This is a genomic window from Protofrankia sp. CiP1_Cm_nod2, assembly GCF_920664355.1.
GTDB lineage: Bacteria > Actinomycetota > Actinomycetes > Frankiales > Frankiaceae > Protofrankia.
Map to the genome: position 1 here is coordinate 29,755 of NZ_CAKKTL010000002.1, position 11,255 is coordinate 41,009.

At 70.3% G+C, this 11,255-nt stretch carries 9 protein-coding genes and 1 pseudogene; 3 read left to right on the forward strand and 7 right to left on the reverse strand.

All coding sequences use genetic code 11. The features are described from left to right. Positions 1-22: 22 nt before the first annotated feature. Positions 23-1,678, reverse strand: a complete 1,656-nt coding sequence (locus NBW84_RS00395; protein WP_250280586.1) for an AMP-binding protein — start codon at positions 1,676-1,678, stop codon at positions 23-25. Positions 1,679-1,957: 279 nt separating this feature from the next. Then, complete coding sequence (locus NBW84_RS00400) at positions 1,958-2,317, reverse strand: hypothetical protein (protein WP_250280588.1); 360 nt, start codon at positions 2,315-2,317, stop codon at positions 1,958-1,960. A gap of 485 nt (positions 2,318-2,802) precedes the next feature. Here NBW84_RS00400 and NBW84_RS00405 point away from each other — a divergent pair. Further along, positions 2,803-3,144, forward strand: a pseudogene (locus tag NBW84_RS00405) (glycerophosphodiester phosphodiesterase family protein); the annotation flags it as partial. 181 nt (positions 3,145-3,325) lie between these two features. Here NBW84_RS00405 and NBW84_RS00410 read toward each other — a convergent pair. The 5 genes from NBW84_RS00410 to NBW84_RS00430 form a co-directional block, all read right to left on the reverse strand. Then, positions 3,326-5,032 carry a TerD family protein gene (locus NBW84_RS00410; RefSeq protein ID WP_250280593.1) on the reverse strand — a complete coding sequence of 569 codons (1,707 nt, stop codon included), beginning with the start codon at positions 5,030-5,032 and terminating at the stop codon, positions 3,326-3,328. Then, the gene (locus NBW84_RS00415; RefSeq protein WP_250280595.1) at positions 5,029-5,562 is read right to left on the reverse strand and encodes a hypothetical protein; all 534 of its coding nucleotides are present in this window, start codon (positions 5,560-5,562) and stop codon (positions 5,029-5,031) included. The genes NBW84_RS00410 and NBW84_RS00415 overlap by 4 nt, the downstream gene beginning before the upstream one ends. Positions 5,563-5,616: 54 nt before the next feature. Further along, positions 5,617-6,846: a toxic anion resistance protein gene (locus tag NBW84_RS00420; protein ID WP_250280597.1), complete on the reverse strand. Its 1,230-nt coding sequence runs from the start codon at positions 6,844-6,846 to the stop codon at positions 5,617-5,619. A 573-nt stretch (positions 6,847-7,419) separates the two neighbouring features. Further along, on the reverse strand, positions 7,420-9,324 hold the full coding sequence (locus tag NBW84_RS00425; protein WP_250280599.1) for a DNA polymerase: 1,905 nt from the start codon (positions 9,322-9,324) through the stop codon (positions 7,420-7,422). Between the two features lie 168 nt (positions 9,325-9,492). Continuing rightward, positions 9,493-10,068, reverse strand: coding sequence for a hypothetical protein (locus NBW84_RS00430; RefSeq protein WP_250280602.1), 576 nt, complete (start codon positions 10,066-10,068; stop codon positions 9,493-9,495). 265 nt (positions 10,069-10,333) lie between these two features. On the opposite strand from NBW84_RS00430, the gene NBW84_RS00435 reads away from it, so the two are divergent. Continuing rightward, on the forward strand, positions 10,334-10,603 hold the full coding sequence (locus NBW84_RS00435; protein WP_250280604.1) for a type II toxin-antitoxin system Phd/YefM family antitoxin: 270 nt from the start codon (positions 10,334-10,336) through the stop codon (positions 10,601-10,603). Beyond that, positions 10,603-10,866 carry a Txe/YoeB family addiction module toxin gene (locus tag NBW84_RS00440; RefSeq protein ID WP_250280605.1) on the forward strand — a complete coding sequence of 88 codons (264 nt, stop codon included), beginning with the start codon at positions 10,603-10,605 and terminating at the stop codon, positions 10,864-10,866. The genes NBW84_RS00435 and NBW84_RS00440 overlap by 1 nt, the downstream gene beginning before the upstream one ends. Positions 10,867-11,255: the final 389 nt, after the last annotated feature.

An 11,255-nucleotide genomic window follows, 5' to 3' on the forward strand; every position in this document is an offset into this window, starting at 1 on the left:
GGACCAGGGTGAGCTCCATGGTTCAGGACTCGCCCCGGGCCAGCGCGCGGAGCCGGAACTTCTGGACCTTGCCGGTGGCGGTCATCGGGAGCTCGTCGACCAGGACGAGCCGTTCGGGCAGCTTCTGCGTGGCGATCCGGCGTTCGACGCGCAGGAAGTTCGTGATGTCCTCCAGCGTGGGTGACGCTCCCTTGACCGGGACGACGACGGCGCACGCCTTCTCACCGAGACGCTCATCCGGGTAGGCGACGACGGCGACCTGGGAGACGTCGGGATGCGCGACGATGTACCCCTCGATCTCGGCGGCGCTGATGTTGGTGCCGCCGCGGATGATGATGTCCTTGAGCCGCCCGGTCACCCGCAGGTAGCCGTCGGCGTCGAATCGGCCGAGGTCACCGGTGTGGTGCCAGCCCCCGCTGTCGATCGTCGCCGCGGTCCGCTCGGGATCACGCCAGTAGCCGAGGATCGCGCCTGGGCCCCAGTAGGTGATCTCACCCTCCTCGCCGGGCCCGACCGGGCCGTCAGGGCCGTCGAGCCTGATCTGGATGCCGTCGAGCGCGGGGGAACCGTCCGAGCCGGCGCGGCGCTCGATCGGGTCGCCGGGGTGGCAGCAGGTCGCCGCCATCAGCTCGCTGCAGCCGTAGAGCGGCATCAGCACACCGTTGCTGAAGGTCCGCTCGAACTCCAGGGCCAGCGTCTCGGGGATCGGCGCGCCGGCGCAGAGCCAGAATCGCATCGACGACAGGTCCCGCTTCGCCTCCGGTGCCGCGTCCAGCGCCATCCGGACGAACGGGGTCGCGGTCGCGGTGGCGGTGGTGCGGTACCGCTCGATCCGGCGCAGGCCCTCGTTCGGCTCCCAGATGTCGAGCAGATGCGTCTCGGCGCCGACGGCCAGCGGGACCAGCACACCGACGACCAGCCCGGTGGCGTGCGCGACCGGCGAGGGCATGAACATGACGTCCTCGGCGGTGAGCTGGAAGACGTCACGGGCCAGGCCGCGCCCGGAGAAGTCCAGCGTGTTCCAGGTGTGCACGCAGCCCTTCGCCGTGGACTCGGTGCCCGAGGTGTAGACGATGACGTGCGGGACGTCCGGCTCCGGGTACGGGCCGAACTCGTCCGGGCCGGGGATGGTGGCGGTGGCCTCGGCGAACGTCAGCTCGTCCGGGGCCGCGTCACCACGGGCGATCACGAGGGTTCCGAGGGCCGGGGCCTCGGCCTGCAGCGCGCGGAACATCGCCGCGTGGTCGAAGCCGCGGAAGGCCCCGGTGGTGATCGCGGCAACCGCGCCGGAGTTGCGCAGGACGTGGGCGATCTCCGTGTGCCGGTACACGGTCATGATCGGTACTGTGACCGCGCCGAGCCGCGCGAGCGCGAGGTAGGAGACCACGAACTCGGACCAGTTCGGCAGCTGGACGGCCACCCGGTCACCAGGCCGGACCCCGCGGCGCAGGAGCGCGGCGGCAAGACCATGGGCACGCTCACGGACCGTGGCATAATCGAGCTCGGTGGTGCCGTCGGAGACGAACCGGCGAGCTGGTGTCGCGTCCGCCCACCGATCGAGTAAGGCGGCGGCCGAGCCGTCCTGCCACCAGCCCTTCTCGCGAAACCTCCTGATCGATTCAGCGTCGTACCGGTCGTAGACCGTGAGCGTAGCCGTGTCTGTCTCCACACCGACCATCAGAACCTCCGCTTCGTCGTGGATACCTGAACGCGCATTCGTTTCGGCCGTGCGGGCCGGGCCGAAACGTCGGACGACAGGTGGCTCACCCCAGCCGCAAGCATGACCGGATCTTAGTAGCATAAGATCGATGTTTTCAATGGTTCGACCAAATAGTTGATTCAGGCAAGCATGTCCCCCCGCCCACGCACCCAGCCCCACGCACCCAGCCCCGCGGACCCCGCCGGCGGCGTCACGCGACAGCGATATCGCCGGCAGCGGCAGAGCGTCCCACGCGTCCTATGGCAAGAAAAACCGGTCCAGCGCGGCGAGGGCCCTGTTGGTGTAGGTTTGCCGCCCCGTCTCCAGGCCGTACGCGAAGTCCTCAAGGACGCTGCAGCGTGCGTAGCAGACAGCCCGTTCTCGCAGGGAGAACATCTGGTCGCGGACGGGCCGGAGCCTGTCGACGGCAGCCGTCAGCGCCGCGTCCCCGAGGTCACGGCAGAGCAGGCCGATGTCATAGGCGGGGTCGGTGAGCGCGGCGTCACTCCAGACGACCAGCTCACCGTTGACCAGGTAAGCCATGTTGTCGAGTCCCTCACCCAGGCGCTCGACCGAGTGGACCCGCAGACCGGGCAGATGTGCCGTGACAACATCCACGACAGTAGGCAAACTGGCGGTAGCGGCCTCTGTCCTCCCCGCGCCGGGAGCGCCGGCACACGCGACACCAGCCGCGCTTCCCACCCGCCGGTCAGGATCGGCGGTGTCACCGTGCGCGTTCACGACCGCATGATATTCGATCTTCGGCCGTACGCTCTCCGAGGTATCCGATAAGCCGCTCGGACAAAGCCCGCTACGAGAAGCAGGGGCCGGTCGCCTGGATCACCCTCAACCGTCCGGAGGTCAAGAACGCGATCGACATCGAAACCAGCGACCGCCCGTGCGAGATGTGGCCGGCCCGCCCCGGTCCGATGCCGGTGCCGGCTTTCCGGCCGACGGGTTCACCAGTTCGACGGCTGACCGACGGCGACAGGTAACACATGATCTGCGTGCTCGTTTTCTCCTGTCGGTTTGCTGTGCGATGCGTGCCGCCGGCGAAAGTCGCCGCCATTGCGCTGGAGTATGCGTGGACCGCCGTTCCGTGATTGCGGGTATCGCCGGTGGCCCCGCTTGCCGCCACCACCGTCGTCTCGACGGCTTCGGGCGCCTCGGCGGGCGCGGCGTCGGCTGACTCCGGTGGCAACCGGTGCCGGCCGACGCTGGTGATCGGGTATCGCGGCGCGTCAGGCTACCGTCCGGAGCACACCCTGGCCTCGTACGAACTGGCGGCCCGGCTGGGCGCCGACTTCGTGGAACCAGATCTTGTGCCCACCAGGGACGGCGTTCTGCTCTGCCGGCACGAGCCGGAGATCGGCGGCACCACCAACGTCGCCGACCACCCGGAGTTCGCCTCCCGCAGGGTGACCAAGATGCTGGACGGCGTGCCGGCCGCCTGACGGGATCACGGACCTGATCGCCCGCCTCCCGCGCCGCCCGCCCGTCCATCGAGCGTTTCCCGTGGGGCCCAGGGGCTGCTTGGCGCGCTCGGCCGGGCGGCGGAGCCGGGGCTCGGCGAGTAGTGATCGTCAGGATACCGGCGCTGTAGATCACGGTCGGCCGGCGGTGTCGCTACGGAACGTCACGCAGAGTTTCCCCGCCTGGACTCCAGTCCAGTGACCAGCCATAGCGTGCGCCGGCGTCGGCCTGGGCTCCTCTGAGGAAGTCGTTCTCCCGCCGGATGATCACGTCGTCCCGCACGATGTGGAACGACGCGACGACACAGATCCGGGCGCCCGCCGGCGCGTCACCCAGGCGGATCGTGAGCTGCTCACCCGTCCGGGCGTCGACGGTGAGCGCTGGTCGCAGCAGGGGCCATTCCGGCGCGGCGTGCAGTCCGTAGGCGAAGACGAAGAAGCGCCTGAACGTCTGGAGCGCACCCAGATCGACAAAGATCGTCTGCCCTTCCAGCTCGTCGCGGCGGCCGAGCCGCAGCACCTGGCGGGGGGCCGCGGGCCCGGGGGCGCTGACGGTGTCGCCGAGGTCCTGCATGAGGCCGGCCGCCCCGTCGTTCGCCTGCCAGAGACAGCCGAGGTGGATGTTGCTCGGGCGAGGCAGGCCGGTCCGGGTCTTCAGTGGCGTCCACCGCAGGGTCACGGTCATGGCGGTCGAGCCGCGTTTCTCCTCCGTCCAGGTGGTGGCCGGATGATCGTCATCGAGTGCGGCGACGTGTTCCATACGCTGTTTGTGACGTGATGAATGCTCTCCGTATCCGTCACGAATGGGTGGCCGCCGCGCCAGGGCACGGGTGGCCGTCGCACGGGCCACGGTTACGAGGACGGCCTCGTCGGGCCCGCCGAGGTCGAGCAGCGAACGGGTAGCCGCCGGCACGGGCGTGAGCGGTGCGGGTCCGGCCGGCGGTGCGGGTCCAGCCGGCGGTGCGGGTCCAGCCGGCGGTGCGGGTCCAGCCGGCGGTGCGGGTCCAGCCGGCGGTGCGGATCCGGTCGAAGGTACAGGTCCGGTCGAGGGTGCGGATCCGGCTGGCGGTGCGGGCGGCCGCGTCACGGCAGGATCCCGCTCGGCCGGCGGTACGTGTGGGGGCTGCGGGCGCGGGGGCGACGAGGGCCTGATCACCGGAGGTGACCGGTGCGGCTCGGTGCGCGGCGGGTGCAGGTGCGCGGCCACGTTCCGCCGGGTCCGGGCAGGCGAGGCCCGGGTGAGGAAGGCGGCCACCCTGCCGGGATGCACCGTCGCGATGTCTCGTCCGTCGGGCCCGGCGAGGCCCGCGAGACCGTCGACGTAGCCCTGTCCGATGGCCCGGAACTTCCATCCCCGCGGGTGACGGTAGATCTCACCGAAGATCATTGCCGTCTCCAGCCCGGTTTCCGAATCCAGGCTGTAGCGGGCGATCTCGACATTGTCGGCGTGGTTGCGGACCCGGACGTAGGCGTGGCGCACCGACCGGAACGTCTGCCCGCGCCCGGCCGCGTCGTAGATCGCCGCCCCGAACTGCACCTGGCTGACCTCGGCCGGCACGGCGGCCAACGTGACAACGAGTTTTTCCGCGTCACCGACGGGCAGGCGCGGCGGCGGGGACGCGCCAGCCCGTTCCGTCGGGTTCGGCACCTGATGGGCCAGAAGCACCTGGGGCGACGTCGCGCCGCCGCTGCCGGGTGCGCCACTGCCGAGGACGCCGCTGCCGAGGACGACAAAGCCGTCCACCTCGACGGCGGCCGGGCCAGGCCCGTCGCTCCAGCCGAGGCCGATGTCCACCCGTTCGATACCGGGCGCCTCCCCCGCCAGCAGCACGTTCCCGCCCCTGGGCAGGACGACAGTCATGAATCGAGGTCCGAACGGCGGAACTTGGCGTCCAGGAAACGCGCCTGGATCGCCAGCCTGGCGGCGTCCCCGGTGTAGACGAGGTCCTGTAGCTCGTTGGCGCCTTCGTCGAGCAGCTGAAGCTGGCGGATCAGGTCCTCGGCGGGTGTGGTGCCCGTGACACCGGGACGTCCGGCGTACTGGGCCGGCAACGCGGTGAAGTCGCCGAGGGCCTGCGGGAGGTACTCGTGGATGATGGCGGTGAGATGCCTCATCTCCTCCTCGCTCGCGGACTGGGCCTCGATGTGGCGCAGTAACGGCCGCAGGACGTCATCGATGTCACGTACGGTCGGCACCGCCCCGGGCGGCAGCCGGCCCCCGTCCGCGTTCGCCCTCGCGACGATCCCGGCGAGCTCCCGTTGCAGCTGTCTGACCTGGTGGACGACCTCGGCCGTGTTCCGCGGCCCGGAGCCGGCCGCCGGGGCGGCCTGGTTCCCGAGGTTCTCGTTCCTGGGGCCCCTGGCGGTGCCGGAACGCCGTCGGAAGAACACGGCACCTCCTGTCCGTACCGATCGTATGACGGCCGATCGGATGACGGGCGTCGCTCAGCGCTCGCTGGCGCGGGCCCGCTCCAGGTACGACTTCGAGCGTCCCACCTGGGTCTCGAGCGCGGCGACGGTCGCCACCATGCTCTCGACCGCCTTCGCCTTGTACGTGTCGATGGCGTCCATCGTCGCGAAGATGTTGTCGAATGCCTTCTGCAGGGCCTCGACGCTGACCGTGCTGGACGACGCCTGCTGCTGGAGCTGGCCCGACTGCTGGCGCAGCAGCTCACTGGTCGATATGATCATGTTGTTCGTCGTGGCGTTCAGCGCGTTGATCTGGTCGAGCACGAGCCGCTGGTTCGCCAGCGCCTGAGCGACGATCACCGCGGTGCGCAGCGCGGCGACGGTCGTCGTCTGCGCCCGGTCGACGCCCTTGATGAGCTCGATGTTGTTCTTGCGGACGAGGTCGAGGGCGAGATAGCCCTGCACGCTCACCGCCAGCTGGGTGAGCAGGTCCTGCTGGCGCTGGCGGATGGGGAACAGCGCGTCCGAGGTGAACGCGTCAGCGGCCCCCGGATCCGCGGCCCGCAGCTGATCGATCTTCGCCGAGACCGCGCTGTCGAGCGCCTTCGCGAGGGTCGCGTACTCGGTGAGCTTGCCCATCGCGGCCCAGAGCTCCGCCTTCTCCTGCTCGATGGCGGCATTGTCCTTGCGCAGCTCGTCCTGGCCGGAGTCGAGCGCCCTGATGATGGCGTCGAGCTGCTTCTGCGCCGACTGGTAGCGCTGGAAGTAGCTGGAGATCCTGCTGCCGAACGGCACCACGCCGAGTAACCTGCGGGCGCCCTTCAGATCGGCCCTCGCCGGGTCGAGCTCGGTCACCGTCTGGCGCAGTTCGACGAGCGTGCCGGCGACGCGCGCCTGGGCGTCACCGCCACGGCCACCGCGGGCGCTCCTGAGCGCCGCCGCCGGACGCTCGAGCATCCGGTTGGACGTCCGGGCACTCGCGACGATCTCCCGCTGGCCCATCGACGCGATATCGCCGATCTTGTCCTGGAACGCCGGACTTCTCGGGTCCTGCGTGGCGAGGTCATCGGCGAACGCCGCAGCCCTTCTGCGCAGCTCCGCCCGGGTCGCCTCGTCGAGCGGAATCATGCTGTCCACCCGGTCGTCGGCGACGACCGGAACAGGCGCCGGCGGGGAGAGCTCAAGCGCGCCGCCCGCGGACCCCGGCACGGCCGCCCTGGCCGCGGGCGGCGTCAGCGGCCCGCCCAGATCCAGCGAGTCCGACACGAACGTCACCTCCCAACCCGCGGCCGCACCCAGCTGGTGTCCGCGCCGCACAGGATGCCGGCGGTCTCGAGCCTACGCGGTATGCCGGACAGATCGTCAGCTACGTGGGCGGCGGCGGGCCCGACAGATCGGCGACATCACCGCACCGCGACCGGACACGGGACAGGGCCGCGACCGCACGCCGCGACGCGAGGACGCCCGTGCCCGCCGCGAGTTTCCCCGCGTCCCCGGCTCGCGTGTGTTCCACGGGCAGAGCGGCTCGGGAGGCCAGCGGCCCCAACCGCGGCCCACTCAAGGGGAAACGCGAGCGGGCAGCCTCGGTTCCTGGCGTCAGCTCCTGGAGCGCCGGTCAAGTAGCTCGGATCCCATACACGACCACCCGTCCAGGCCATGATCCAGGAGAGTTTGTCGTTGTGTACGCTTTTTGGCCACAAAAGCGTACACAACGACAAAATTACGCCGATCTTCTCCGGTGGCCGACGTCTATCGAAGCATGCCATCGTTCAGGGGGGATACGTATGGTTACCTGACCGGCGCTCTGGCGTCAGCTCCTGGCGTCAGCAGTTCCTGGCGTCAGCTCTTGGCGTCCGACCATCTGTCGATCACGGAGACGTCGGCGACGAAGCGGACCCCGCTTCCGCCCGCCCAGTAGGCGGCGGTCGTGGCCAGCGTCCGGTGCATCAGCGACACGGCGTCGTTCGCCCGGTCGGCGGGGACGTGCAGCAGCAGCTCGTCGTGCAGGCAGAGGACGATCGTGCCGCCGAGGAGCACCAGCTCCCGGCGGACGGTGACCGCCCACGCCTTGAACAGCTCAGCCGCGGCACCCTGGATGACGGCGTTACGGGCGAACCGGCCGCGCGCGGCCGCCACCCGGTCCATGGCCACCCGGTCCATGGCCACCCGGTCCATGGCCACCCGGTCCATGGCCACGCGATCCAGGGCCACGCGATCCAGGTCCGTCCGGGGCGGGCCGGGCCGATCCGGGCCGGCGGGGGCCGACGGCGCGGTGCGGACCAGCCGGCCGCCGAACGTCCGCAGGTCACCGCCGGCCCGACCGACCCCGTCGGCGGCGTCCAGGTAGGCGATGGCGCGCGGGTACGCCTGCCGCATCTGCCGCAGGGCCGCGCCGGCGGCACCGGAGGTCTGCCCGTACATCGCCGCCAGGACCGCGACCTTGGCGGTGGGCCGGTCACAGCCGAGCCGGGCCGCCACCGGCGCGTACATGTCGTCATCCCCGGTCGCCCGGGCCAGCGCGGGGTCGCCGGAGACGGCGGCCAGCACCCGCGGCTCGATCTGCCCGAGGTCGGCCCGCACGATCCGGTGACCGGGCTGGGCCGCCACCGCGGCCCGCAGGCCGGCGGGCAGGTTGTGCAGACCGGCCTGGGCGGTCATGCGGCCGCCGGCCCCGTCGCTGCCGCGCCAGCCGCCGCGCAGCCGGCCGTCCGGCCCCACATAGCTGTCCAGCCAGCGGTACCCGTAGGTGGTGGCGATCCGCTCGGCCTTCCGCCAGGCCAGCAACGCCGCGACAACCGGGTGGACGTCGCGCAGCGGCTTCAGCCGGGCCGACCTGGTGTCCGGGATGTCGATGCCGAGGCCCAGCAGGGCGGTTCGCAGCTCCACCGGATTACGCAGATCCACCCCGCCACCGAGGTGGGCCAGCACCGGGGCGTCCCGCGCCCGCCGGGACGCGGCATCCTCGGCGCCGTCCCGCGGCCGGGGACCGACGACCTTGGCGATCATCCGCTGGGCGGCCGCGCGGTCCAGCGGCAGCCCGTCCCGTTCCAGCTCGCGGGCGAGCAGCTCCGCCGCGGACTCCGCCCAGGCCGTCAGCACCGCCAACGGTATGCCACCCGGCGCCGCCCGCGGGTCGTCCAGCCGGCGCAACGCCCGCTCCTGCGCCGCCCGGACGGCGAGGGCGAGCTCCGCGAAACGGGCAGCCCGCCGCAGCCGGCCGGCCGGGTCGCCGCGGCCGGGGATGCCCCACGCCTCGTCCGCCCAGCCCGAGCGCAGCTGCCCGTCGCCGCGGACCGGCTCCTGCGGGTCGTCACCGTCGGCCGCGTCCTCCACCACGGCCAGCAGGTCGAGCTGCCCACCCCGCGCCATCTTCCCGCCACCGGCGGCGGGAAGCGGCAGCCCACGGGCGGCGGCCCATACCGCGCCGGGGTCGTCCCGCCGTCCACCGTGCAGCACCCGGTGGACGGCGGCCAGATCCCAACAGACAGCCAGCCGCACACCGGCGGTGACCAGCGGCGCCGCCGCCCCCCGCGCCGACCACCACACCCACCGAGGCCCGAGAACATCCTCGACCTCGGCCACGACGGCGGACGGCTCGTGAGCCCGCACCGCCCAGCCGCCCCGCTCGCAGGCCAGCCCGACTCCCGCCCCGGCGACCACGACCACCGCCACCGGCTCCCGCCGCCCCACCCCGGCCGCCCGAAGAGCACGGGCGACCTCACCGGCGTCCAGCAGCGGCATCATCCGCCCATCTTCGCCCCCGCGAACCTGGATCGGTGAGATCACCTGCGTTGCCGGGTCTGTTCACCAGGACAACTCCCGCCGCCCCGAGCCCGGCACCGCACCTCGTGTACCGGAGACGGATCACGCCACCACGGATTATGTATCACAACGGATGACTACGCGAAAATCTCACCGGCCAGAAACAGAAAGATGGCCTCTATATTTATGCGTGTTAATTCCGAAACACCACGCCCAGCCGACCGTTCCGGCGAATTGCTGGACCTGGTGGAGGGCATGCAGTTCGACATCGTGCGACCCTCGCACCGGCTGCGGCGGAACGGCACCCAGGGCACGAAGGAAGAAGAGGCTTTCATTTCGTCCACTGGTCATGTATACCCCGAACTGGGACAGGAAATTACTGAACGCGGCGACAGGCTCCCTCGGCGCGCCTGGATCCAGCCACCAGGCAGCCAGTAGCTGGGTGCCAGCTCCGTTCTGCGCGTCATATGCGCTCAGTAGCATCGGCCTGTGTCCACCGTCCGACCGCTCCGGTGGAGCAACGCCAAGCAGGACGAATCCGGGCTCCACATTGAAACGATGCGCTTCAGGAGCCCGCCATGATGCCCTTTCGGCAACCTCGGACGCTATCCCGAACCGGTGGTTGTTCATAGCCAGATAACCGGGCGTCGCCAGCAGGTCGGCGGGCATCGTCCGCTGCACCCGGAACCGATCCTCCACCAACAATGATTCAATCTCTGCCGCCACCCGGCTCCGCCGCCAGAACACAGCAAGATGGTACTGGCGCCGCGCAAGGAGCCCTCCGCGGCCACCCTGACGCCCCCACCCGTGCCATCGACCGCCCCGGGCTGGCCATTCCCATCACCACCGGGCACGCCGTCTCACTGTCACCGCCCGATCACGACTGGAGGAACAAGGCTTGACGGAGGAGGATGAGCCGATCCGGGTACCGTACCCAAACATCGTACCTCTATGGTACGGTAAACTTGTACAATAGAGAAGGAGGGTGACAGTGGCTATCAGCGCCAGCGAGGCTCGCTCGCGCCTGTTCCCCCTGATTCAGCAGGTCAACGACGACCACGTGCCGGTACGGATCAGTTCCAAGAACGGAGACGCCGTCCTCATGTCCGCTGAGGACTTCGACTCCTGGCAGGAGACTATCTACCTGCTACGATCTCCCGCCAACGCCCGGCGGCTCATGGAGGCCGTCGCCCGGGACAAGTCGCACCAGGCTGCCGCCGTCAAGACCATGGAGGAGCTACAGGCTCTGGCGGGTGAGTAGTGCGGAGCATCCACTTCGACCCCGCCGCCTGGGAGGACTTTCTGTACTGGCTGGGCGCCGACCGGAAAATGGCGACGAGGATCACGCGCTTGATCGGCGAGATCCAGCGCGACCCCTTCACGGGGATAGGCAGGCCCGAGCCCTTGAAAGGCGACCTGTCCGGCTACTGGTCCCGCCGCATCGACGACGAGCACCGGCTGGTCTACCGGGCCGACGACAAGACAGTGAAGATTCTCAAAGCCCGCTACCATTACAGCGACTGATCAGGACTGAACCGCCCCGAGCCCTGTGGAGACAGAGTCACCTACGCTTCGGGACCATCCCGGCTTTGCCAGCGTGCTTCCCGCCCTCCCCGACGTCTTCCGGGCCGGACCGCCCGCGCTCAGCTCCCACCCGACCGCCGCGACGGTCCGGCGAGAAGGTCTCGCGCCTCCCGCGAGCCTCAGCACCTCACGGCGTAACGTGATCGTCGCCAGAGCCCGCTCTCGCTTACGTAGCCACGCACTGCTCACGTCGACCCACTCGGAGGAACACCCCGCCGGGAATACGACATGGGCAGAGCGGGCACGCAACGTCACCAACAGGATCAAGGTGTTGAGCCCGCACGGCCACCCAGAGAACAAGATCGTAGGGCTTGAGCCCGCGTTGAGCC